The 23,780-nt window shown below is 62.7% G+C and carries 20 protein-coding genes and 2 pseudogenes; 12 read left to right on the forward strand and 10 right to left on the reverse strand.

The genetic code is table 11. From position 1 onward, the window contains the following. Positions 1 to 141 (forward strand): annotated as a pseudogene (locus Q8K09_RS09650) (4-aminobutyrate--2-oxoglutarate transaminase); the annotation flags it as partial. 135 nt (positions 142 to 276) lie between these two features. Here Q8K09_RS09650 and Q8K09_RS21270 read toward each other — a convergent pair. Both Q8K09_RS21270 and Q8K09_RS21275 read right to left on the reverse strand, forming a co-directional pair. Beyond that, positions 277 to 663 carry a CZB domain-containing protein gene (locus tag Q8K09_RS21270; protein ID WP_370869499.1) on the reverse strand — a complete coding sequence of 129 codons (387 nt, stop codon included), beginning with the start codon at positions 661 to 663 and terminating at the stop codon, positions 277 to 279. A 3-nt stretch (positions 664 to 666) separates the two neighbouring features. Continuing rightward, a pseudogene (locus Q8K09_RS21275) lies at positions 667 to 942 on the reverse strand (methyl-accepting chemotaxis protein); the annotation flags it as partial. A gap of 734 nt (positions 943 to 1,676) precedes the next feature. Between Q8K09_RS21275 and arsS the strand changes: the two are divergent. From arsS to Q8K09_RS09700, 9 genes are all read left to right on the forward strand, one after another. Then, entirely contained in the window at positions 1,677 to 2,642 is a 966-nt protein-coding gene (arsS, locus tag Q8K09_RS09660) for an arsenosugar biosynthesis radical SAM (seleno)protein ArsS (protein WP_305254839.1), read from the forward strand. Between the two features lie 101 nt (positions 2,643 to 2,743). After that, positions 2,744 to 4,123, forward strand: a complete 1,380-nt coding sequence (locus tag Q8K09_RS09665; RefSeq protein ID WP_305254753.1) for a sodium:solute symporter — start codon at positions 2,744 to 2,746, stop codon at positions 4,121 to 4,123. Further along, on the forward strand, positions 4,123 to 5,091 hold the full coding sequence (locus tag Q8K09_RS09670) for a hypothetical protein (protein WP_305254754.1): 969 nt from the start codon (positions 4,123 to 4,125) through the stop codon (positions 5,089 to 5,091). The genes Q8K09_RS09665 and Q8K09_RS09670 overlap by 1 nt, the downstream gene beginning before the upstream one ends. Next, positions 5,084 to 7,225, forward strand: a complete 2,142-nt coding sequence (locus Q8K09_RS09675; protein WP_305254755.1) for an FAD-dependent oxidoreductase — start codon at positions 5,084 to 5,086, stop codon at positions 7,223 to 7,225. Before Q8K09_RS09670 ends, Q8K09_RS09675 begins: the two co-directional genes overlap by 8 nt. Next, positions 7,225 to 7,935 carry a DUF3047 domain-containing protein gene (locus tag Q8K09_RS09680; RefSeq protein WP_305254756.1) on the forward strand — a complete coding sequence of 237 codons (711 nt, stop codon included), beginning with the start codon at positions 7,225 to 7,227 and terminating at the stop codon, positions 7,933 to 7,935. Before Q8K09_RS09675 ends, Q8K09_RS09680 begins: the two co-directional genes overlap by 1 nt. A gap of 88 nt (positions 7,936 to 8,023) precedes the next feature. Continuing rightward, the gene (locus tag Q8K09_RS09685; protein WP_305254757.1) at positions 8,024 to 9,100 is read left to right on the forward strand and encodes an FAD-dependent oxidoreductase; all 1,077 of its coding nucleotides are present in this window, start codon (positions 8,024 to 8,026) and stop codon (positions 9,098 to 9,100) included. Between the two features lie 280 nt (positions 9,101 to 9,380). Next, on the forward strand, positions 9,381 to 10,913 hold the full coding sequence (locus Q8K09_RS09690; RefSeq protein ID WP_370869500.1) for a methyl-accepting chemotaxis protein: 1,533 nt from the start codon (positions 9,381 to 9,383) through the stop codon (positions 10,911 to 10,913). 572 nt (positions 10,914 to 11,485) lie between these two features. Further along, positions 11,486 to 12,850, forward strand: a complete 1,365-nt coding sequence (locus Q8K09_RS09695; protein ID WP_305254759.1) for a glutamine synthetase family protein — start codon at positions 11,486 to 11,488, stop codon at positions 12,848 to 12,850. Between the two features lie 148 nt (positions 12,851 to 12,998). Further along, positions 12,999 to 14,300 (forward strand): NAD(P)/FAD-dependent oxidoreductase, encoded by a 1,302-nt coding sequence (locus Q8K09_RS09700; RefSeq protein ID WP_370869501.1) that lies wholly within the window; start codon positions 12,999 to 13,001, stop codon positions 14,298 to 14,300. 116 nt (positions 14,301 to 14,416) lie between these two features. On the opposite strand, the gene Q8K09_RS09705 is transcribed toward Q8K09_RS09700, so the two are convergent. Next, positions 14,417 to 16,375, reverse strand: a complete 1,959-nt coding sequence (locus Q8K09_RS09705; RefSeq protein ID WP_305254761.1) for an alkaline phosphatase D family protein — start codon at positions 16,373 to 16,375, stop codon at positions 14,417 to 14,419. A gap of 113 nt (positions 16,376 to 16,488) precedes the next feature. Further along, positions 16,489 to 17,172, reverse strand: a complete 684-nt coding sequence (locus tag Q8K09_RS09710; RefSeq protein ID WP_305254762.1) for a Crp/Fnr family transcriptional regulator — start codon at positions 17,170 to 17,172, stop codon at positions 16,489 to 16,491. Positions 17,173 to 17,264: 92 nt separating this feature from the next. On the opposite strand from Q8K09_RS09710, the gene Q8K09_RS09715 reads away from it, so the two are divergent. Next, positions 17,265 to 17,789 (forward strand): DUF962 domain-containing protein, encoded by a 525-nt coding sequence (locus tag Q8K09_RS09715; protein ID WP_305254840.1) that lies wholly within the window; start codon positions 17,265 to 17,267, stop codon positions 17,787 to 17,789. Between the two features lie 90 nt (positions 17,790 to 17,879). Here the strand turns inward: Q8K09_RS09715 and Q8K09_RS09720 are convergent, their stop codons facing one another. The 6 genes from Q8K09_RS09720 to oscA all read right to left on the reverse strand — a co-directional run bounded on the left by Q8K09_RS09720 (position 17,880) and on the right by oscA (position 22,929). Next, on the reverse strand, positions 17,880 to 18,623 hold the full coding sequence (locus Q8K09_RS09720; RefSeq protein ID WP_305254763.1) for a hypothetical protein: 744 nt from the start codon (positions 18,621 to 18,623) through the stop codon (positions 17,880 to 17,882). Between the two features lie 237 nt (positions 18,624 to 18,860). Next, the gene (locus tag Q8K09_RS09725; RefSeq protein ID WP_305254764.1) at positions 18,861 to 19,844 is read right to left on the reverse strand and encodes a sulfate/molybdate ABC transporter ATP-binding protein; all 984 of its coding nucleotides are present in this window, start codon (positions 19,842 to 19,844) and stop codon (positions 18,861 to 18,863) included. A 2-nt stretch (positions 19,845 to 19,846) separates the two neighbouring features. Continuing rightward, a complete protein-coding gene (gene cysW / locus Q8K09_RS09730) occupies positions 19,847 to 20,719 on the reverse strand; it encodes a sulfate ABC transporter permease subunit CysW (protein ID WP_305254765.1) in 873 nt (290 codons plus the stop codon). Between the two features lie 10 nt (positions 20,720 to 20,729). Further along, on the reverse strand, positions 20,730 to 21,548 hold the full coding sequence (cysT, locus tag Q8K09_RS09735) for a sulfate ABC transporter permease subunit CysT (RefSeq protein WP_305254766.1): 819 nt from the start codon (positions 21,546 to 21,548) through the stop codon (positions 20,730 to 20,732). Positions 21,549 to 21,582: 34 nt separating this feature from the next. Further along, the gene (locus Q8K09_RS09740; protein WP_305254767.1) at positions 21,583 to 22,578 is read right to left on the reverse strand and encodes a sulfate ABC transporter substrate-binding protein; all 996 of its coding nucleotides are present in this window, start codon (positions 22,576 to 22,578) and stop codon (positions 21,583 to 21,585) included. A gap of 168 nt (positions 22,579 to 22,746) precedes the next feature. Continuing rightward, entirely contained in the window at positions 22,747 to 22,929 is a 183-nt protein-coding gene (gene oscA / locus Q8K09_RS09745; RefSeq protein ID WP_305254768.1) for a sulfur starvation response protein OscA, read from the reverse strand. A gap of 260 nt (positions 22,930 to 23,189) precedes the next feature. On the opposite strand from oscA, the gene Q8K09_RS09750 reads away from it, so the two are divergent. Further along, positions 23,190 to 23,771 carry an alpha/beta hydrolase gene (locus tag Q8K09_RS09750; RefSeq protein ID WP_305254769.1) on the forward strand — a complete coding sequence of 194 codons (582 nt, stop codon included), beginning with the start codon at positions 23,190 to 23,192 and terminating at the stop codon, positions 23,769 to 23,771. Positions 23,772 to 23,780 lie beyond the last annotated feature (9 nt).

Here is a 23,780-nt window from a genome sequence, read left to right on the forward strand (position 1 = left end):
GCGCGCGACAAGGGCTTGATCCTGCTGTCCTGCGGCACCTACGGCAACGTGTTGCGGGTGCTTGTACCGCTGACCGCCGAAGATGCCCTGCTCGACCGTGGCCTGGCGATCATCGCCGAGTGCTTCGACGAGCTGGCTTGACCCGAGTGAAAACCCCACGGCTCAGCATGTTGGGCGTTTGACTGAGGCCCGCGCAAGCGGGCCTTTTGTATACGGCACGCTGCGCCTCGGACATTGCGCCGCAGTGGCGGGTTGCGGCCTGAGGTGACTGGGTGCTTATTGATGGGCCAGTTCGGCGATCAGTGAGTTGACTTCCATGCTGGCTTTCTCCATCTCGGTGACCGCGCGCAGTACCTTGTTCCAATCCTGCTGCTGAGCGGATTCCAGTGCTTCGTGAGCGCGCTCATGCACCGTCTTATGCGGCGTATCCAGTTGCTGGAAGCTGCGCTGTTTGCCATACAACTGCGTGGTTCCACTGTTCTGGTACCACTGCCCCAGGCGGCAGGTGGTGTGAGTGCTCAATTGGGTATTGTTGTCATGCAGGAACAGGCGCTGGTACACGGTTAGCTTGAACAGCAGATGGTCGAGCTTGACCGCCTCACAGAACGAGCCCAGGGCGATGTTTTCGATCAGCTGACTCATGTGTTCGCCGAGTACGACCATCTCATCCAGGGTCTGTGCTGAGCGTGCAACGTCCGTGGACAGACGCGTCGCTTCGCTGGACAGGCTGCTGGTGGAGCGGCTTGCGCTGTCTGTTTCCTGGTTGATACTGCCCACCAGGGCGCTGATTTCCTGGGTGGCCTGGCTGGTACGCTGGGCCAGTGCGCGTACCTCATCGGCCACCACGGCAAAACCACGACCCTGTTCACCGGCTCGGGCAGCTTCAATCGCCGCATTCAGCGCGAGCAAATTGGTCTGGTCGGAAATCGCCTTGATCAGTTCGACGATTCGGCTGATTTCGCTGACCCGTTGTTGCAGCAGGTTGACGCTCTCGACACTGCTTACGCCCTGCTCAGCCATGCTGCCCAGCGAGTCGGAGAAGCCCGCCAGTAGCGCAGAGGTTTCCTGAAAGATGCCGCTGTTCTGGTTGAGTTTTTCGACCTCATGGCCAAGCCGTTCAGCTTGCTGGACTACGCCATCGCGGGTTTGCTGCAGAGAATCCTCGAAGCGGGCAAGCTTGCCATGCAGTTCATGCTCATAGCGGGTTACGCGGTTCAGTTCATTACTATCAAGCTGAGTCTGCTGCTGAAAGGCACGTAGCTCAACCAGCTCACGCTGTGTGGCAAGCTTGTCCTGCTCCAGACGACGGACTTCCTGTTCAAGGCTTTCACAACGCAAACGCCATTTGCGGTCAAACATGATGGTTACTGCTCCTGAAGACCAAGGGTATTGAGGTCTGTACGCATGGGGCGCCTATCTTATCTCGGTCACAGCCAATAAATATTGAGCCTTCGTACTATAAAGTGGCGACCCATACGACGGTGTCAGCGGCCGATTTCACTGCGTATGCAGGCCCGGACCGCGTCGCTGTCGACAGATTTAGGGGTCTACAGTTTTTTGCTCATAATTCGTATCAATGGCGTCGTAACAAAAAGCCCCGGTCTGTCTCTATAGTTCGTACCCAAAGTCGGATGCCCTATCGGCAGTCGCCCGCCAAGGAGTCACCCGTGCACGCCATGCTGCCTTTGCTCGACCAACTGGCCTTTCCGGCAATTCGCCGTGGCCAACTGGAAGCGCTGCAGATCAACCTGACCTACCGCTGCAACCAGCGCTGCCTGCATTGCCACGTGAATGCCGGGCCGACGCGCACCGAAGCGATGACCGATGAGAGTCTGGCGCTGTTGCATCAGGTGATCGACGCCCATTCCGTGCGCACCCTCGACCTCACCGGCGGCGCGCCGGAAATGCATCCGCGTTTTCGTGAGCTCGTGCTGCATGCGCGCCGTGAAGGCCTGCGGGTGATCGACCGCTGCAACCTGACCATTCTGAGTGAGCCGGGCTATGAGGATCTGGCGCAGTTTCTTGCCGATCAGGGGGTGGAAGTCAGCGCCTCCTTACCCTGCTACTCGCGCGATAACGTCGATAAGCAGCGCGGCGATGGCGTGTTCGACGCCAGTATCGTCGGCCTGCAGATGCTCAATAAACTGGGCTACGGCATGCAAGGCAGCGGCTTGATTCTGAATCTGGTGTACAACCCGCAAGGCGCCAGCCTGCCCCCTGCGCAAGCGCAGCTGGAGGCCGATTACAAACGTCACCTGGCCGAAGACTTCGGCATTGTCTTCAACAACCTGCTGACCATCACCAACCAGCCGATCGCGCGTTTCGGTAGCACCTTGGTCAGCAAGGGCCAGTTCAACAGTTATATGCAGTTGTTGCGCGACAGCTACCGCCCGGAAAACCTCGAGCCGCTGATGTGTCGCAGCCTGGTCAGCGTCGACTGGCAGGGCTACCTGTACGACTGTGACTTTAACCAGATGCTCGACTTGCCGCTGGTGCTGCCTGAGGTGATCGGCCGGGATCGGCCGCACCTGCGCGATCTGCTGGGCGCCAACCTTGATGGCAACCCCATCGTCACCCGTGATCACTGCTATGCCTGTACCGCCGGGCAAGGCTCCAGCTGTGGCGGCGCGCTTAATGACTAACCCCGTAGGGTGCGCTGTGCGCACCACCGCAGGGAATGAAGCATTGGTGCGCACGGTGCACCTTACACCCGCCGATATAGCCATCTACTAAGGACCGTTCCATGCAACCCACCAGTCTTACCGGGCTGTTTTTCTGGGGCTTTCTTGTGCTCTACGGCGTGCTGATGCTGGCGCTGGCGCCGCGTGCCGTGACGCTTGGCGGTTTCTTCAATGGCGAGGACAGTCAGGGGCGGAGCGCGGCACCCTGGTTATTGACCTCGAGTATTTTCATCAGCTGGATCTTCGCCAAGTCGGTGACCAACGCCGCCAACCTTGGCGCCAGTTATGGCCTGGTCGGCGGTCTGGCCTATGCCATGTACTGGTTGTCGATCCCGCTGACCGGTTTCGTCATCTATCGCCTGCGTCGGCGCTATGCGGCTACCGGGCTGGTGAGCTTCCTGAGTAGCCATTACGGGCGTGGCGCGGCGCTGGCGTTCTCGGCAGCCATTCTGATTCGCCTGTTCAACGAGGTGTGGAGCAATACAGCGGTGGTTGGCGGCTATTACGGCGACTCCGGCAGCCTGGAGTTTATCGCCTCGGCCTTGCTGTTCACTGCCGTGACCCTGGCCTACAGCCTGCGTGGCGGCCTGCGCAGCTCGATCCTCACCGATGCCGCTCAGGCGGCCATCTTTATCGTCGCGCTGGTCTGGGTGCTCAGCCTGGTGCTGCCGAAGCATTCGCCTGCCGAGCTGGTCAGCACCAGTAACTGGGCACTGAATGCCGGCGTCGATCTGCTCCTGGTCGCCGGTCTGCAAGCCTTCAGCTACGGTTTCCACGACCCGGTACTGACCGATCGCGGCTTTATCAGCGAAGAAAAGACCATGCGCCGCTCCTTCGTCATCGCCGGGGTGCTGGGCTTTTTCGCCATTCTCGCCTTCAGCCTGATCGGCGTGCATGCCCAGCTCACCGGCCTGGCCGCCTCGGATAACGTGCCGGCGGCCCTGGCCAAGACCATGGGCATCGGTGCCTTGCTGGTGATGACGGTGGTGATGGTTTCGGCCGCTGGCTCGACCCTCGACTCGACCTTCTCCAGCCTGGCCAAGCTGGCCGGGCGTGAGCTGCCGAAACTGGCAGGCCGCGACCTGGGTCAGAAAGCCATCGGCGTGGGCATGGCGGTGATGGTGGTGTTTGCCTTGCTGGGTAACCTGCCGATGATCGCTGGTACCGATATCCTCAAGGCCACGACTATCAGCGGCACCATGGTTATCGGCCTGGCGCCGGTGTTTATCCTGCACGGCCTGACCACCCCGACGCGACTGGGTTTTCACCTGAGCTTCTGGACTGGCCTGGGCCTGGGCGTAGCCCTCACTCTTGGCTGGATTCCGCAAAGCTTGGCCATCGGCGACGGCAAATATGCGCTGCTGCTGGGCGTCAACCTGTATGGCCTGGGTCTCTGCGTGCTCGGTTACCTGATTCCTGGCTGGCTGCGGGGTCGAGCCTGATGCGCGCCGGTCGCGATTGCCCGCTGGATTACCGTTTGCCCAGCGATGCCTTCGCTGGCGAGCCGTTGTTCGACTGCCAGAGTCTGTATGTGGTTGGTGGCCTCTACGGCAATCGCCAGGCCCTGGCCGCGCTGCAGCAACGGTTGGATGCAGAGCCGCAGGCGCGTGTGGTATTCAACGGCGATGCCCACTGGTTCGACTGCGATACACCTGTTTTTCAAGAAGTAGAGCAGGGCTTGAGCGGGCATCTGGCCTTGCGCGGCAACGTCGAAACCGAACTCGGGCGACTCGATGACAGTGGCGCTGGTTGCGGCTGCGCCTACCCGGCAAGCGTCGATGACGCCCTGGTTGAGCGCTCCAATGCCATCCAGCGCGAGTTGAGCCAGACTGTGCAGCGCTTGCCTGGCATGGCTGCGCGACTGGCCGCACGCCCGGCCACGGCGCTGGTCAGTGTCGGCGGCCAGCGGGTGGCGATCAGTCACGGTGATGAATACTCCCTGGCTGGCTGGAGCTGCGCCCGTGAGGCCTTGGCCGAGCCTGGGCGCCAGCAGCAACTGGATCAGTGGTTGGCGGCCAAGCAGGTCAGGGTGTTGGCTACCAGCCACACCTGCGCTGCGGTGGCGTTGAATCTGGCCCATGGCGCGCTGATTAATAATGGCGCGGCCGGGTTACCGAACTTCGCTGACGGCCACTACGGGCTGATCAGCCGGATTGCTACCACGGCCCATCCGGCAGCGTTGTATCGCTGCCAGCGGGATGGGTTGTTTATCGAGGCACTGCCGTTGCACTACGCTCACGAGGCTTTTCTTGCCGACTTCGACCGCCAATGGCCGACAGCCAGCCCGGCGGCGTTGTCTTATCGCTCACGTATTTTGGGCGCCGTGGCGGATCAGCCACAGCATGCCCTGCTGGCCGGTTTCAGCCTGTGCCAACGCCTGTGCGCTCAGGAGGCGCTGACTGATGAATAGCCGCAAAATCGCCCTGATGGGTCTGATTCTCGCCCTGCTGGGCAGTTTTTTTGTCTTCGACCTCGGTCAGTACCTCAGTCTGGACGCGCTCAAGGCGCAGCAGGCGGCGCTGAACGCCCAGGTCATGAGCAATCCCTGGCAGGCAGCGGGGCTGTTTTTCATCGCCTATGTCGCCGTTACCGCGTTGTCGTTGCCCGGCGCTGCGTTGATGACCCTGCTGGGCGGGGCGTTGTTTGGTTTACTCGAAGGTTTTGTGCTGGTGTCCTTCGCCTCCACCATGGGCGCGAGCCTGGCCATGCTCAGCAGCCGGTTTCTGTTGCGCGACTGGGTGCGGCTGCGCTTCGGTCAGCGCCTGGCCGGGATTGATGCCGGGGTCGAGCGCGAAGGTGCGTTTTATCTGTTTGCCCTGCGCCTGGTGCCGGTGTTCCCGTTCTTCCTGATCAACCTGGCCATGGGCCTGACCCGCCTGCCGTTGCGCACCTACTGGTGGGTCAGTCAGCTGGGTATGCTGCCGGGTACGCTGGTTTATGTGAACGCTGGGCGCGAACTGGGCCAGCTGGATTCGCTGGCCGGTATTCTCTCGCCGGGGCTGCTCGGGGCATTCATTCTGCTCGGCCTGTTTCCTTTGATCGCGCGCAAACTGCTCGGCTTGGTGCAGGCGCGGCGGGTCTATGCCGGTTGGCACAAGCCCAAGGTCTTTGATCGCAATCTGCTGGTGATCGGCGCTGGCGCAGGCGGCTTGGTCAGCGCCTATATCGCGGCGGCGGTGAAGGCCAAGGTCAGCCTGATCGAAAAACACCAGATGGGCGGCGACTGCCTGAACACTGGCTGCGTGCCATCCAAGGCGCTGTTGCGCTCTGCCAAACTGGCCAACGAGCTAAAAAAAGGCCCTGCACTGGGCTTTAGTGGCGTGCAGGGCACCGTGGATTTCGCGGCAGTAATGGCGCGTATTCAGCGGGTGATCGCCGATATCGAGCCGCATGATTCGGTGGAGCGCTACAGCGGTCTGGGGGTCGAGGTGATCCAGGGCGAGGCGAAAATCCTTTCGCCCTGGAGCGTGGAGGTCAACGGTCAGACCCTGACCAGCCGTAATCTGATCATTGCCGCCGGGGCTCGGCCTTTGGTTCCGGACATCCCTGGGCTGGAGCAGGTGCAGGCTTATACCTCGGACACCATCTGGGGGCTGCGCGAACAACCGCGCTGGCTGCTGGTGCTGGGCGGTGGGCCGATTGGCTGTGAGCTGGCCCAGGCGTTTCAGCGCCTCGGCAGCCAGGTGATTCAGGTGGAGCGCGGCGGGCGCTTGTTGCCGCGCGAGGATGCCGATGCCAGTGCCGCGGTGATGGATAGCCTGCGCGCCGATGGTGTCGACTTGCGCCTGCGCCATCAAGCCGAACGCTTTGAGATGGTCAATGGCGAGCAGCGCATGATCGCCCGTCACCTGGACACCGGCGAAGAGGTGACCATCGCCTTCGACGGCCTGCTGCTGGCCCTCGGCCGGGTGGCCAACGTCACCGGCTATGGTGTCGAGGAGCTGGGCCTTACCGTGCGGCCCAACGGCACCCTGGAAACCGACGAATACCTGGCCACGCGTCTGCCGAATGTCTACGCGGTGGGTGACGTCACTGGTCCGTACCAGTTCACTCATGTGGCAGCGCACCAGGCCTGGTATGCGGCGGTTAACGCGCTGTTCAGTGGCTTCAAGCGCTTCAAAGTGGATTATCGGGTGATTCCGCACTGCACCTTCACCGGCCCGGAAGTGGCCCGCGTCGGCCTCTCCGAGACGGAAGCGCAGGCCCAGGGCATTGCCTATGAGGTGACTCGTTACGGCATCGACGATCTGGATCGGGCGATTGCCGACGAGGCCGCCCATGGCTTTGTCAAAGTGCTGACCGTGCCCGGCAAGGACAGGATTCTTGGCGTCACCATCGTCGGCGAGCACGCTGGCGAATTGCTGACCGAGTATGTGCTGGCGATGAAGTACAACCTGGGGCTGAACAAGATTCTCGGCACCATTCATACCTATCCGACCATGAGCGAGGCCAATAAATACGCGGCCGGCGAGTGGAAACGCGCCCACGCGCCCCAGGGGTTGTTGCGCCTGGTCGAGCGCTTCCATGGCTGGAGGCGCAGCTGATGCGCGGCTGGTTGCTGGTGCTGCTGGCTTTCGCCCCGTTCACGCCAGCGGATAATCTGCTGACGCCCTGGACGGCCGGCCCGCCCGCAGGCGAATGGTCATCACCCTGGCGGCTGGCTGATATCCCCAAACTCAAACCGTCCGAGCGCACTCTGGTCGACCAGGGTGGGCAGCAGGTGCTGCAGATCAAGGCCGATGCCGCCGCTGGCGGCTTGCTGCATCCGCTGGATCTGCCAGGCGATCAGCCCTGGCAGCTGAGCTGGCAATGGCGCACCGAACAGAAGCTGGAGCAGGCCCGCTTCGCCACCCGCGAGGGTGACGACTACGCGGCGCGGGTCTATGTACTGCTGGATTACCCGCTGGATTCGCTGAGCTTTGTCACCCGGCAGAAGTTGCGTTTGGCGCGCACCTTCTTCGACCCGGATCTGCCGGCTGCGACCCTGAGCTATGTCTGGGATAACCGCGCCGCGCCCGGTACGCGCGCCCCCAGTGCCTATACCGAGACGGTAGAGATGCTGGTACTGCGTGGCCCGGAGACGCCGCTTGGGCAGTGGCAGGAAGAGCGTCGCGACCTGCGCGCCGATGCAATTGCCGCCTTCGGTAGCGCACCGCGGCGCATCCTGGGCGTGGTGTTTGCTGCCGACAGCGACAACACCCGCGAGCGTGTCGAGAGCCATTTCAGCGCACCGAAATTGCAGGTCAAACCGTGAACCTGCTATCGCTTGACGACAGACCAGGCGCATAGTCTTTACCATGCGGTCACTGTTTCAGCCGTGAATCAAGGGAAGCCTCGGCTCGATGAACCACTATGACCTGCTATTGATCGGTGCCGGCCACGCCCACCTCGGCGTATTGCGCCGTTGGGCGCGGATCGAACGACCGCCTGGGCGCATTGCCTTGCTGAGTGCCGGGTACGAGGCGTGGTACTCCGGGATGTTGCCGGGCTTGCTGGCCGGGCGCTACGTCGCAGCCGATTGCCAGGTCGAGTTGGCGCCGCTGTGTCGAGCGGCCAAGGTCGAGCTGATTATCGGTCAGGCTGAGGCGCTGTCAGCCGTACAGCAACAGATGCACCTGACCGATGGTCGGGGCCTGAATGCCGACTGGCTGTCGTTGAATGTTGGCGCTCAGGTTTTCCATCCGCCGCAAGTGGGCGCCGGCATGCAGGTGTTGGCGGTAAAACCCTTCGCGGAATTTCTTGCCGGCTGGCAGAACTGGCAGGCCGATCCGCAGCCCATGGCGATCCTTGGCGGTGGTGCGGCCGGGGTCGAGCTGGCCCTCGCGCTGGCCGACCAAGTGCCGGCGCTGGCGCTGTTTTGCCGTGGTCACTTGTTGGCCGGTCATTCGGCTGGCCTGCGCATGCGCGCCCTCGGCCATTTACGTCAGCGCGGCGTGCGGGTGCGTGAAGATTGCCCAATCAGTCGCATCGACGGCGACTGCCTGATCAGTGGCGAGGCGCCGGTCTGGCGCGGCCAGCGCCTGCTCCTGGCCAGTGGTGCGCAGGCACTGCCCTGGCTGGCGCAGAGCGGTTTGGGCGACGATCAAGCCGGCTTTGTGCAGATTGCAACAACCCTGCAAAGTCTCTCCCATCCGCATATTTTCGCCGTCGGTGATTGCGCCAGTCTGCCGGGAGTGCGCAAAAGCGGGGTCTATTCGGTGCGTCAGGCACCGGTGCTGGCGGCCAACCTCAACGCTGCGCTGCGCGGTCTGCCGCTGCGCGACTATCGCCCTCAGCGGCAAAGCCTGGCACTGCTCGCCACCGGCGATGGTGGCGCCTTGCTCAGCTGGCGCGACTACAGCGCGGGTGGCCGCCTGTTTGGCCGCTGGAAGGATTACCTCGACCGTGGGTTTATCCAGCGCCATCGCCTTTGCGGCTAGCCATGTGCTACCAAAGTGCCATGGTTTCTCGCTGCGTTGAGTGATCGAATCAAGCATCGTTGCGCCAGCGGCTATCGGGGCTGACTACAGATCGCCCCGCGTCAGCCGACTCAGTGAGTAGGCGAGCGATTCGCCTGCATTGCGCGCCCGGTTCAGATGCTTGAGCGACAGGTGTGCGAACTGCGTGAGTAAGGATGCAGTTGGCCCTGGTTTCGCCAGAATAAAAACTATGAGGTCCGTCATGCGCTCTGCCGTTACCCGCTCCCCCACCGCCTGCATCATGCACGTGCTCGGGCTAGTCGCCTTGATCGTGGTCTCTCAGCAAGTCCCGCTGCCTGGTTATCTGAGCATTGGGTTGTTGCTAGTGCTAGCCCTATGGCCCTGGTTTGGTCCTTGGCGGCGCGGTGAGGATACTGCTGCGCACCACAGTGCAGCGGCTGCAGACTTCGCCGAACTTAGCCAAAACCTCTCCCAGCACACCTGCCATAACGCGTTGTCCGCCGCCCAAGTGGCGCATACGGTGCAGCAGCTGGCCGATAAACTGAAATCGCAGCTGCTCGCGGTCGAGCAAATCAGTCAGGGCGCTGACGCCATCACCCATACCGAACAGGACAGTGCCCGACGTGCCGAGCAGGCCCTGAATGCCGCGCAGACCGTGCGCCAAAGCAGTGCCGACGGCCAGCAGGCGCTGCTTCAGGCGATTACTCGGATGCAGCACCTGAGCGCGCAGACAGCGGCCAGCCGCGAGCTGATCGGCGGCCTGAGCAGCCGCACCGAACAGATCGAGCAGGTCACTCTGGTGATCCAGTCGATTGCCAGCCAGACCAACCTGCTGGCGCTCAATGCCGCCATCGAAGCGGCGCGGGCCGGCGAGCAGGGCCGTGGTTTTGCGGTGGTCGCAGACGAAGTGCGCAACCTCGCCGCCCGCACTGCCACGGCCACTGAAGAAGTCGGCCAGATGGTCAGCGATATCCGCCAGCAGAGCTCGGCGGTGGTGGCGCATATCCAGGAGCAAGCCAGCGAACTGGACCAGGCTGCCCGGCAGATCGAGGAGACGGGCGGGCAGTTGCAGGGCATCGCCGAGCTGGCCGTGGACGTTGAGAGTCAGGTCGCGCAGATCAGCGCTGGCGCTGCGAGTAACCATGAGCGTCTGGCCAGCCTGTTTGTCGCCGTCGAGCAATTGCGCGGCGACGTGCATGCCAGTGAGGCGCAGACCCGCCAACTGGGTGGCGCCGCCGAACAATTGGTCGGCCAGGCGGAGACCGTCAGCGAACAGCTCGCCGCCGTGGGCCTGGACGACTACCACCAGCGTATCTATGACCTCGCCCGTGAAGGGGCCGCGAGCATCGCCGCCCAGTTCGAGGCCGATATCCAGGCTGGCCGGGTCAGTCTCGACGACCTGTTCGACCGTCACTATCAGCCGATTCCCGGTAGTTTTCCGGCCAAGTACCAGACCCGTTTCGACCGTTATGCCGATCAGGTCCTGCCGACGTTGCAGGAGCCGCTGCTGGCGCGCCACGAAGGGCTGGTGTTCGCCATCGCCAGCACCCCGGAAGGCTACGTACCCACCCACAACAGTGCCTTCAATCATCCGGCCAGCGGCGACCGCGTGCGGGACACGGCGAAGAGCCGCAGCAAGCGCCTGTTCAACGACCGCACCGGCAGCCGCTGTGGCAGTCATCAACAGCGCCTGCTGTTGCAAACCTACATGCGCGATACCGGCGAACTGATGCACGACTTGTCCGTGCCGATTCAGGTGCAGGGCCGGCACTGGGGCGGTTTGCGCCTGGGCTACAAGCCTGAGAAGGTGTAAAAAAACGCTCGCCTACTGCGGCTGCTCCCAAACGCTTTCCCGCGCACGTGTAGCAGGCTGACCCGGCGCGAAGCTGTTGATCGTTGGGCGGACGTTGTCCGCTTAGCTCCCACAGGTGCCAGCAGACCAGCAAGCGCGGTTACCTCCAGTTTGCTGCACGACAGTGCTTCGTCGAAGACGGCGAACGAGCGCCTGCACGATCGGCGACCTGGCTCGCGCTTGGCGGTCGAATGTTTAGCATCATCACAACTGAGCGTGTGAAAAGTCAGGTTTAACCCTCGCTCGCCAGCATGCGAGTCTCAGCCAATGAATTCGCCCGTGAGTTGTCTGGTTCGCCCTCTGTTCTTCCCGTCGCGACGGGAGTGCATGTTTTTTGGTGCCGATAGGCTCAACCCGCTACTGCCTGAAATTCTCGCGTTCTGGGCGTTATGGCATTGCCGTCATGCCCGCCCACCGGATAGCGCTTTCGTTCTAATCTGAATAAGTCGGCTGCGCTTGTGTGCAGCCCTTCCGATGATTGTGTCCTGCCGCCACCGGCCGGACGTGCGCCGCTTGGCGCTAACGAGAGCCTCATGCCATTCGCCTCCGAGCAAGATGCCCAGGACTTCCTGGTGCAAAACCCCGATATCGAACTCTTCGAGCTGTTTATCCTCGACGCCAACGGCGTGCCGCGCGGCAAGCTGCTGCACCGCGATGAGCTGCTCGCGGTGTATGCCAGCGGCCGACCACTGCCGAGCACTATCCTTGGCCTGAGCATCAACGGCGATGACGTCGAAGACACCGGGCTGGTCTGGGAGGTCGGTGACATCGATTGCCGCGCCTATCCCTTGGCGGGCAGCCTGACCCGCATGCCCTGGCGGCAGATACCTACTGCCGCCGTGCAGGTCAGCATGCACCCCAGCGAGGGCATGCCAGCCACCGTTGCCGACCCGCGGCATGTGCTGGTGCAGGTGATAGACACGCTCAAGGCCGAGGGTTATCACCCGGTGATGGCCTGTGAGCTGGAGTTCTACCTGCTCGACCAGCAGCGCGACAGCCAGGGTCGCCCGCAGCCGGCACTCGACCGTGACGGTGGCCGTCCGCGCAGCACCCAGGTCTATGGCCTGCGCGAGCTGGAGCAGATCGAGCCGTTCCTCGCCGATCTCTACGCGGCCTGCAAGCTGCAAGGCATCCCGGCGCGCACGGCGATTTCCGAATACGCCCCGGGCCAGGTGGAAATCACCCTGGAGCATGGCGATGCGCTGCTGGCCATGGATCAGGCGGTACGCTACAAACGCCTGGTCAAGGGCGTGGCGCACAAGCACGGGATGCAGGCCTGCTTCATGGCCAAGCCATTCGATCACCTGGCCGGAACCGGCATGCACATGCACGTCAGCCTGGCCGATGCGCAGGGTCGCAACCTGTTCGCCAGTGAGGCACCTGCTGGCACGCCGCTGCTGGGCCAAGCTGTCGCGGGCATGCTGGCGGGCCTGCTCGACTGCTTGTTGCTGTTCTGCCCCAACGCCAACTCCTACCGGCGCTTCCAGGCCAACAGCTACGCACCGCTGGCACCGACCTGGGGCGTGGATAACCGCACCGTGAGCCTGCGCGTGCCGGGCGGGCCGGCCAACACCCGGCATATCGAGCACCGCATCTGCGGCGCCGATGCCAACCCTTATCTGGCGGCTGCGGCGATCCTCGCCGGTATCCACCGCGGGATCCGCGAGCAGCTCGATCCGGGCGCACCGATCGAGGGCAACGGCTATGCCCAGGCCAAGGAGCTGCTGCCCACCGACTGGCTGATCTCGATCCAGGCGCTGGAGCGTTCCAGCTGGGCCCGCGAGGCCCTGGGGCAGGAGTTTCTCAAGGTCTACCTGGCGATCAAGCGCACCGAGTACCGCCAGTTCATGGCCGAAGTCGGCGAGCAGGATTGGCGCTGGTACCTGAGCCAGGCCTGAGTCGACCCCATTATGAAGCTTCGCGGCTAAAGCCCCTCCCACGGATCCCCGCGATCCTTGTAGGAGGGGCTTTAGCCGCGAACGCGCCGATCAACAGCCGCCGCCAAGGCCGCGGCTCATAACAACGGATTTCCCCATGACCGCCGCTATCAATGCCGTCATCCCGGCAGCCGAGCGCTGCCCGTCGTACTACAGCGCCACCCTCAACCAGGAAACCGACTACCCGACCCTCAGGGGCGAGTTGAATGTCGATGTGGTGATTATCGGTGGCGGTTTCACCGGGGTCGCCAGCGCCGTCGAACTGGCCGAGCGCGGCCTCAAGGTGGCCATCGTCGAAGCCAACAAGATCGGCTGGGGCGCCACCGGGCGCAATGGCGGCCAGGTCACCGGCAGTCTGTCGGGCGATGCGGCGATGACCAAACAGATGCGCAACACCCTCGGTGAGGAGGTGGATGACTTTATCTGGCACCTGCGCTGGCGCGGCCACGAAATCATCAAGAGCCGCGTAGAAAAATACGCTATCCAGTGCGACCTCAAGCACGGTCATCTGCACGCAGCGATGAAGCCGGTGCATATGCACGAGCTGGAGGCCGCTCACGTTGAGGCCGTGCGCCATGGTATGGCCAGCGACGTGACCCTGCTCGACCGCGCCGGGGTGCAGAGCCATCTGGCCAGCGACCTCTACTGCGGCGCGCTGAAGAACAGCCGCAACATGCACCTGCATCCGCTCAACCTGTGTATCGGCGAAGCCAGAGCAGCCGAAAGCCTGGGTGCACTGATCTTCGAACATTCGCAGGTTTTGGAGATCATCCACGGCGCCACCCCGGCGGTGGTCACCGCCGAAGGTCGGATCAATGCCAAGCAGGTGCTGCTGGCCGGTGATGTCTACCACAAGCTGGAGGCGAAAAAGCTCAAGGGTCTGATCTTCCCGGCCATGGGCGGCATCGTCACCACCGCGCCCCTCGGTGAGCTGGCCAAGGAAATCAACCCGCAGGACCTGGCCGTGTACGACTGCCGTTTCGTCCTTGATTACTACCGCATGACCGCCGACGGTCGCCTGCTGTTCGGCGGTGGCTGCAACTACTCGGGGCGCGACTCGCGGGACATTGCTGCGGAGCTGCGCCCGGGCATCGAGCAGACCTTCCCGCAGCTCAAGGGCGTCGCCATTGATTTTCAGTGGAGCTGCGCCATGGGCATCGTGATCAACCGCATCCCGCAGCTGGGCAAGCTCTCGGACAACGTCTGGTACTGCCAGGGCTACTCCGGGCACGGCATCGCCACCAGCCACATCATGGGCGAGATCATGGCCAACGCCCTGACCGGTACGCTGCAGCAGTTCGACACCTTCGCCGCCTGCAAGCAGATCAAGGTGCCGCTCGGCGACCTGTTCGGCAACCCGATGCTGGCCGCCGGCATGTGGTACTACCAGATGCTGGAGAAGCTGCGCTAAGCCATTCGCCATAACAGATCGCGGGCATGGCCCGCTCCTACAGGGTTACGCCTATTGTAGGAGCGGGCCATGCCCGCGAGCCTTTAGCGTCTTCCTGCGGGGCTGAGTGAGGTTTGCTAGGTCGGTGCCTTGTCGCGATTATCAACGAAGGCCACCGCTGGCGAGCCGTCGGCATTCAGCTGATAAATCGCACAAGGCTGGCCGTTGTCGTTGAAGAACACCTGGCCCAGCCCTGCACCGTTCCACAGGCGCTCGCCAGCCTTGCTGCGTGACGGGATACGCGGCTCAACCTGCATGCGCCGCCGCTTGGTCAGCCAGTTGAGCGGCGACCAGGGGGCGTAGAGCCAGCGATTGAGACGGTCGAACCAGTCGAGCAAGCGCGGCGGAAATTCGTTCTTCAAGCCGCTGCTGGTGATCTGCCAGATGTGCGGTCCGCGCTTGCGCTGGCGAATCAGCACCTCGTAGACGAACGAGTAGTGCACATCCCCGGAGAGAATCACGTAGTTGCCCGGGGTACGCGAGTGACGAAAGATGTTGAGGATCACCTGGGCCGCGCCGCGATGGGCCATCCAGTTTTCTGCATCGACCATCAAGGGGTGCCCGGCCCAACTGAACAGCTTCTGCACGCCCTCGATCAGCTTGACCCCGAAGATCGGTGCCGGGGAGACGATGATCGCCGAAGGATGGTCGAGCAGCGCCTGCTGCAGCTCGCACAGCGCCTCCCAGTCCATCAGCCCTGATGGCCGCTTGAGGTTGTGCTCACTGCGCCAGCGCCGGGTGCGGGTGTCGAGCACCACCAGTGCAGGGGTGGTGGGCAGCACATAATGCCAGTGGTGAAAATGCAGCAGTTGCTCGATCAGGCCATCCTGGGCAGCACTGTCCAGGTGATTGTGACAGTCGCGGCCGCTGCTCATCGCCTGGATCTGTTGCAGGTGTTCGGTGAACACGTCTGGATTATTGCCCCAGCCCTGGCACAGCAGGTAGGCGATCAGTGCATTGCCGATGATGCGCTTGGAAAACGGGTGACCGTAGGCGGTTTGTTCCCATAGCGCGGAGAGGTTCCAGTCATCGGTGACATCGTGGTCATCGAAGATCATCAGGGTCGGTAAGTGGGCCAGGGCGCGAGCTACACCGCCAAGCCCGGCGCGGAAGGTGTCGATGGGTACGCGTTCCCGCGCGTAGCGTGCGGCCTGTTCTGCACCGAGCGTAGGCATTTCAGTGGCGAGCAGGGTCCAGGGCGTTGGCGACCAGACCAGCAGATACATCGCCAGCACCTCGGCCAGGGTGACCAGGTGATTGTCGGCGCTGCTACTGGTGAAAATGGGCTTTGCCACGCCGCCGAAGAATTTCTCGCGCAGGGTTTCGTTGCTCGCCAGCGCCGGTAGCAGGTCGGCGCGCTGGTAGTAGTTGGCCGGGTGCTTATAGAGCGCGTCGCTGTCGGCGACCAGCGCGCCATCGAGGTGCTCGCCAAACAAACCCAGGCGCTCGATCAACTGATGAATGGCATGCAGCATCGGCCCGCTGACGTCGTCGGCGTACACCTGATCGCCGCTCATCAGCAGCAAGGCCGGGCGCTGGCTGGGACTATGGGGGGGCGCCAGTAGTCGGTCGGCGCAGAGTAGGCCGTCTGCCGCCGGGTGGTGTGGCTTGCGGCAGGAGCCATGCAACAACTGGTCGATGCGTGAGCGCAGGACGAAGTTCGGACGTTGGGCGTTGCCATACAGCAGGTGCGCTGCCCACTGTGCGATGCCTTGTGGCGGCTGGCCGCCAGTTGCGACCAACAGGTCGTAGTCGATCTGCACATCGCAGGGGAGCGGGGTTTGCAGTGGCAGGTCGACCAGGTGCAGAAACGCCCGTTCGCCAATCTGGATCACCTGGCAGTATTCGTCCGTCAGCGGGTAGTCGTAACGTGTCGGCGCGCCCTCTGCAGCAAACACCAGCTGCAGGGTTAGTGGCAGCGGCTGTGAACCGACCAGCCAGAGCAACAGCCGATCAGGCTGCAAACGGCGCAACAGCGGCCCGGCCAGGACCAGGGGCAGGGTGGCAGTGTCGCTCGAGGTTGAGATGACGGGCATCGGGGTATTGGGCTCTGGCTATCGGGAAGGATGCGTACTCTGTGTCGAAGAACCGGGCCGTAGGGCACCGCAGCGATTATCGCGTGCACCGGGCGGGTTGAGTAGCGTGCCGTTTACATCGCCGCCTGACGCAGGCGCGGCAGATCGAGGATTTCGATCTCGCCATAGCTCAGGCGCACGATGCCTTGGGTTTGTAGCTCCTTGAGAATCTGGTTGGTGGTTTGCCGCGAGATCGCCAGCATCAGCGCCAGCTGCTCCTGGGGCAGGTGCAGGACTCGGCGCGGCTCGCCTTCGCCGTAGTTCTCGGCAATCATCAGTAGCCTCCGCGCCAGGCGTGGGGCGGCGGGGAGCAGGCTGATCTGCTCCAGGGCGATAAACGCCAGGCGCAGCTTGTGGCTCATCAGCAGGGCGAAGTCGCGCCAATACTGCGGCTGGCGTTCGAGCAGGGCGAGCAGAGCGGCCTGGGGCACCAGCAGCAAGGTGCAGGCACCTTCGGCGAAGGCGTCGTGGGTGCGCGGCTGGCCGTCGAACAGGGAAATCTCGCCGAACCAGTAAGGCGGCTCGACCAGGGTCAATAACGCCTCCTTGCCCTGTTGGCTGACCGCGCCGATGCGCACGGCGCCCTCGACCACCGCATACAGTCCGCTGGGCGGATCGCCACGATGGAACAGGCGCTGGCCGGCGTCCAGATTGTGCACGTGGGCAGTGTTTAGCAGGGCCTCTTGCAGGTCTGCGGGTAGGGCGCTGAACCAGTGGCCGCTGCGCAGGCAGGCGCGGTAGTCGTGAGGGTCTTTCATGCGCTTCTCCAGCGTTTGTCGGCTAGCTGACAGTGTGGCCCGATGGGGTTGAGCCACCATGCACAGGTCTGTCATGCATGAGCACAATCATAATGAAAACCCTTGTCGATCACCTCGCCCAGTACGCCGCCTATCACCGCGACCGGCGCAATATCTGCAGTCACTTCATCGGTATTCCGCTGATCGTGCTGGCGGTCGCCGTGCTGTTGTCGCGCCCTGCTGTGGAGTTGGCGGGTCTGTGGTTGTCGCCAGCGACCTTGACCGCATTGGCCGCCGCGCTGTTCTACCTGCGCCTCGATCTGCGTTTCGGCCTGTTAATGACTGTATTGCTTGGGCTTTGTCTGTGGGCGGGCGCGCTGCTGGCGCTGCAGTCGACCATGCTCTGGCTGAGCAGCGGCCTGGCACTGTTCGTCATCGGCTGGATCATTCAGTTCATCGGTCATTACTACGAGGGGCGCAAACCGGCGTTCGTCGATGATGTCATGGGCCTGGTGATCGGGCCGCTGTTTGTCGCCGCAGAGGCCGCCTTTCTGCTTGGTCTGCGCCAGGAGGTCGAGCAGGCCGTGGTGCAGCGCGCGGGGCCGACCTGCATCCGGGCGAAGCTGGCGATAGACTGATTTCGCCGACTCCGTTCAACGATTGATGCTCAGGCAGCCCAGGCTCACGGCCAACCTCGTTGAGCCGAGGCTGACAGTGAGCCAGGGCTGTCAGTTCATCGCCATCCACTGCTGGGTCAGCGCGCGGGTGTGGCGGTATACGGTCATGGGCGCAAAAGCTCGGCCGGAAGCGCTTTGCAGCGCACTGCTCTGGCTGTTGAGGTCGTTGAGCGCGGCTTTCAGGTATTCCCAGCGAACCTTCAGCTTGGCCAGGTCTGGATCGGCCTTGGCATCCAGCACAGTCAGCTCGCTATCGACAGCGGGCACCAGTTTGCGCTCGTCCTGGCCGAGGTAGGTATCGGTCTGCTCGCGGGCGATTTCAAAGTTGCCCAGATAGGCGCGGCTAAGGTACTGCACGGAGAGGTATTCGAGCTTGGCGGCCAGCTCGCTGTCGCCCTCTGGCGACAGCTGACGTGCTTCCTGCAACAGCCCCAGTAGCGCCTTGCTCAGGTCTTCCGGGTAGCGCCAGGGCATGTCTGCTTCGTCCGGGCCAAAGGCCACACCACGGCGGATTTGAGCCACCAGTTCCTGGTGCGCGCTGCGCAGGGTATCACTGCCCTGCGGCAGGCTTTGCACCGCACCCGCCAGTGACTGCAGGTCGGCGTCGAGGGTGTCCTGGTGTTTCTTTTGGAAACCTTCGCCGCGTAACAGCATCAGGCTGCTGGTCGCCCGGCTGGCCTGAACCTGGACGTGCTCCTGCTGGCTGACCGCCTCGGCAAAAGCCAGTGGCGCGAGGCAGGCGAGGGTGCCGAGCAGGCAGAGGGAGATTTGACGAAAGAACGGCATGTTGCGCATTCCGGGGTGCTCCTTATTATTTTTTTGAGCAATATGGAGACAGAGTTACATATCCATCAACCGCAAGAGACTACTGCGCTCACGGCGCGCAAGCATGCCTCGAAAGAGTGATTTGGTCGCAGATGTGCCGTCAAGGAGGCGCTATCTCGCGTTGGTATGGCTCGTAGGATGTGTTGAGCGAAGCGATACTCATGCGGATGTGCATGAGTATCGCGGACTGCCAGGCGGCAGCCCCTCTTAAAAGGTCGGTTGCCCCGCCTTGGGCTTGAAGTACAGCGTTTCACCGCGGGCGAGGTTGGCCAGGCTGAGGTGATCCTTGGCCACTTCCGCTTCGATCGGCTCGCTCTGCCCGGCGATTTTGAGGGTCACCCGAGTGATCGCGCCCAGCGGGCGAATATCACGCACTTCACCGGCCTGGTGGTCTTCTTCGGCCTGACGCGAAAGGTGAATCTCGTGCGGGCGGAACAGTACGTGATGATCGTCGCCGACATACAGGCGGTTGGCATCGCCGAGGAAGTGATAGACGAAGTCGCTGGCCGGCTGTTCGTAGACCTCGCCCGGCGAGCCGATCTGCTCGACCACGCCCTTGTTCATCACCACGATGCGATCCGCCACTTCCATGGCCTCTTCCTGGTCGTGGGTGACGAACACCGAGGTCAGGTGCACTTCTTCGTGCAGGCGCGCCAGCCAGCGGCGCAGTTCCTTGCGCACCTTGGCATCCAGCGCGCCGAAGGGTTCGTCGAGCAGCAGCACTTTCGGCTCCACCGCCAGGGCACGGGCCAGGGCGATACGCTGGCGCTGACCACCGGAAAGCTGCTCGGGGTAGCGATCCGCCAGCCAGTCGAGCTGCACCAGATCAAGCAGGTCGTGGACCTTTTTCTTGATCTGGTTTTCATTGGGCCGCTCGCCCTTGGGCTTCATGCGCAGGCCGAAGGCGACGTTGTCAAACACGCTCATGTGGCGGAACAGCGCGTAGTGCTGAAACACGAAACCGACCTTGCGGTCGCGCACATCGTGGCGCGACACGTCTTCGCCGTGGAACTGGATGCTGCCGCTGTCCGGGGTTTCCAGGCCGGCAATGATCCGCAGCAGCGTAGTCTTGCCGCAGCCGGACGGGCCGAGCAGGGCGACCAGTTCGCCACTCTGGATATTCAGGTTGATGTCGTTCAGCGCCTTGAACGCGTTGAAGTTCTTGCTGACGTTGGTGATTTCGATCGACATGGTTATTCGTCCTCAGCCTTGTGGCGCCGGCGGTTGATGCGTGATTCGCTCCACTGCTTGAGCAGCAGGATGAACAGCGCCAGGATCAGCAGCAGGCTGGCGACGCTGAAGGCAGCGACGTGGTTGTATTCGTTGTAGAGAATCTCGACATGCAGCGGCAGGGTGTTGGTGTAGCCACGGATATGCCCGGAGACCACCGACACCGCGCCGAACTCGCCCATGGCCCGTGCGGTACACAGCACCACGCCGTAGATCAGGCCCCATTTGATGTTCGGCAGGGTCACGTGCCAGAACATCTGCCAGCCATTGGCACCGAGCAGGCGCGCCGCCTCTTCTTCCTGGGTGCCCTGCTCCTGCATCAGCGGGATCAGCTCACGGGCGACGAAGGGCACGGTGACAAATACCGTGGCGAGGACGATGGCCGGCAGGGCGAAAATGATCTGGATGTCATGTTCCTGCAGCCATTCGCCGAAGAAGCCCTGGGCGCCGAACAGCAGCACGTAGACCAGCCCGGCGATCACCGGTGACACCGAGAACGGCAGGTCGATCAGGGTCACCAGCAGGCTCTTGCCGCGAAACGCGTACTTGCTCACGCACCAGGCGGCGCAGACACCGAACACCAGGTTAAGTGGCACCGAAATGCCCACCGCAAGCAGGGTCAGCTGCAGCGCGGAAATGGCGTCGGCCTCGAAGATCGCGCCGAAGAAGGTGCCCAGGCCCTGCTTCAGCGCCTCACTGAGCACCACCAGCAAGGGCAGCAGGAGAAACAGTCCGAACACTAGCCAGGCCGCAAGGATCAGCAGCCGGCGACCCAGCACGTTGCCGCGCCGGGCGGCGTTGGCCGAGGCTGACGCGGTCAGGGTGATAGACGACATAGCGACCTCCTCAGGATTTGCCGATCTGGCGCTGCAGCAGGTTGATCAGCAGCAGCAGAATGAAGGACACCACCAGCATCAGCACGCCGATGGCGGTGGCGCCGGTGTAGTCGTATTGATCAAGCTTGACCATGATCAGCAGCGGCAGGATCTCGGTCTTCATCGGCATGTTGCCGGCGATGAAAATCACCGAGCCGTACTCGCCAACGCCACGGGCAAAGGCCAGGGAAAAGCCGGTCAGCCAGGCCGGTAACAGCGCCGGCAGCAGCACATGGCGGAACACCTGCCACGGCTTGGCACCCAAGCAGGCGGCCGCTTCTTCGACCTCGCGAGGGATATCAGCCAATACCGGCTGGATAGTGCGCACCACAAACGGCAGGGTGACGAAGGTCAGCGCCAGGGTGATGCCGATCGGGGTGTAGGCAATCTTGAAACCCAGGTCGGTGGCGAACTGGCCAATCAGCCCGCTGGGGGCATACAAGGCGGTCAGGGCAATACCGGCGACGGCGGTGGGCAAGGCAAAGGGCAAATCGATCATGGCCTCTATCACCTTGCGTCCTGGGAAGGTGTAACGCACCAACGCCCAGGCCAGCAACGTACCGATGATGCCGTTGATCACGGCAGCAGCGAAGGCCGTGGCAACGCTCAACTTGAGCGCCGCCAGCACCCGCGGCGCGGAAATAATCGCCCAGAACTCGGCCCAGGTGAGCTGAGCGGCGTGCACGAACATGGCGCCCAGGGGAATCAGCACCAATAGGCTGAGATACACCAGGGTGTAACCCAGCGTCAGCCCGAAGCCGGGTATGACGGGGGAAGTACGGCTAGACATGGCATAAACCTGTACGAGGAGTAGGGTGCGCGGGTCACTGGGCCTGGTAGATCTGGTCGAACACGCCGCCATCATTGAAGAACTTCGGCTGTGCGGTTTTCCAACCGTTGAAGTCCTTGTCGATGGTCACCAGTTTCAGCGCCGGGAACTGCTTGGCGAATTCACCGGCAATGGCCTCATTACGCGGGCGGTAGAAGTGCTTGGCCGCCAGACGCTGACCTTCATCGCTGTACAGGTAGTTGAGATAGGCCTCAGCCACTTTACGCGTGCCCTTGCGCTCGACGTTCTTGTCGACCACCGCCACCGGCGGCTCGGCCAGGATCGACAGCGACGGCGCGACGATTTCGAAGTTGTCGCCACCCTCTTCCTTCAGGGCCAGGAAGGCTTCGTTTTCCCAGGCCAGCAGCACGTCGCCAATGTTGTTGTTGACGAAGGTGATGGTCGAGCCACGCGCGCCGGTGTCGAGTACCGGCACGTTCTTGTAGAGCTGGCCAACAAACGCCTGGGCCTTCTCTTCGCTGCCATATTTTTGCTGGGCGTAGGCCCAGGCGGCGAGGAAGTTCCAGCGTGCGCCGCCGGAGGTTTTCGGGTTCGGCGTGATCACCTCCACGCCCGGCTTGACCAGGTCATCCCAATCCTTGATGCCTTCGGGGTTGCCCTTGCGCACCAGGAACACAATGGTCGAGGTGTACGGCGTGCTCGATTGCGGCAGACGGCTCTGCCAGTCCTCGGGGATCAGCTTGCCGAGCTTGTACAGCTCGTCGATGTCGCCGGCCAGGGCCAGGGTCACCACGTCGGCACGCAGGCCGTCGATTACCGCACGGGCCTGTTTGCCCGAGCCGCCGTGGGATTGTTGAATAGTCAGGGCTGCGTTGCCCTGGGCTTGCCAGTGCTTATTGAAAGCAGCGTTGAACTCGCTGTACAGCTCGCGGGTCGGGTCGTAGGACACATTGAGCAGGGTCTGGGCGGCAGCTGGGCCGGCCAGCAGGGCGCCGGCCAGGGCGGCCAGGGCAAAACGGCGAATGGACATGGTGCAGCTCCTAAAACTTGGATTCGAGTTGTGGTTTTTTTAGGAAGGTCAGCTACGCATTCGCGGGCGACAGCTGCAGTACCGGTGCGTGGTCATGGTCTTGGCTCTTCTCATGGTCACGCCCTCCGGTGGTCCAGTCGGGCTTGTTGGGGTTATGGGTAATCTGGCTCAGGCGTGCTTGCCGGTCGGTGGCTGCAGACGAAACTTCTCTTTGCGCTCGATCTGCACCACTTGGCCGTTGTGCACGGTGACTTCCACTGAGCCGAACTTCAGGCCGTGCAAGGCAGCCTGGATCTCGCGCAGAAGGCTGGCGGCGTCCTGGCCTTCAAGGTCACGAAGGGTTGCGGTCATGTTCTTGCTCCTTGGCAGGTTCCCGCTACTGGCTGCAGCAGACCCTCTGTCAGCGGGCATGGAGCGGATACTAGGCAGGCTTATGTATTCTTAAAAATACTATTTAAGAACATTTATATTCATTTTTTGGCATATGAGCGGCTGAAGTCCATTCCCGCAAAATTCCACTTATGGAATAAGCAAATAATTTCTTATTCTTTTTATGGTTAGTAAGGTCTGCCTACACTGCACGCCATTGCAACCTGCGGGAGGCGCCCACGATGCGCAACGAAACGATCCGTTACCTGATAGTGCCTGGCTGGCAAGGCTCGGCCGATGAGCATTGGCAAAGCCACTGGCAGCGCAGCCTGCCGAACAGTGCACGGGTGGAGCAGGCCGACTGGATGACGCCGCGTCTTGACGACTGGGTGGCCGAATTGGCGCGCAGCATCGCCAGTGATCCGCGGCCAGCCATTCTTATTGCGCATAGCCTGGGCTGCATCACCGTGGCGCACTGGGCTGCGTGTGCGCCGGTCGAGTTGTCGCGGCGGGTGCGTGGTGCCCTGTTGGTGGCGCCGGCTGATGTGCAGCGCAGCAACTGCCCGCAGGCGTTGCGGAACTTCGCGCCTATCCCGCGGCAGTTGTTGCCATTTCCTAGTCAGTTGGTGGGTTCGGACAACGACTCCGCCGCCAGCGCCGCGCGCGCGCTCGAAATGGCTGCAGACTGGGGCAGCGAGGCGGCGGTTCTGAGTGGCGCCGGGCATATCAATGTGACGTCCGGGCATTGCTATTGGGAGCAAGGCTTCGCCTATCTCTACTGCCTGCAGAGCCGCATCGCGCAACAGACTCGTCAGCGGGCCTGAAGATCTTGC

It is taken from the genome of Pseudomonas sp. (assembly GCF_030683065.1).
Taxonomy (GTDB): domain Bacteria; phylum Pseudomonadota; class Gammaproteobacteria; order Pseudomonadales; family Pseudomonadaceae; genus Aquipseudomonas.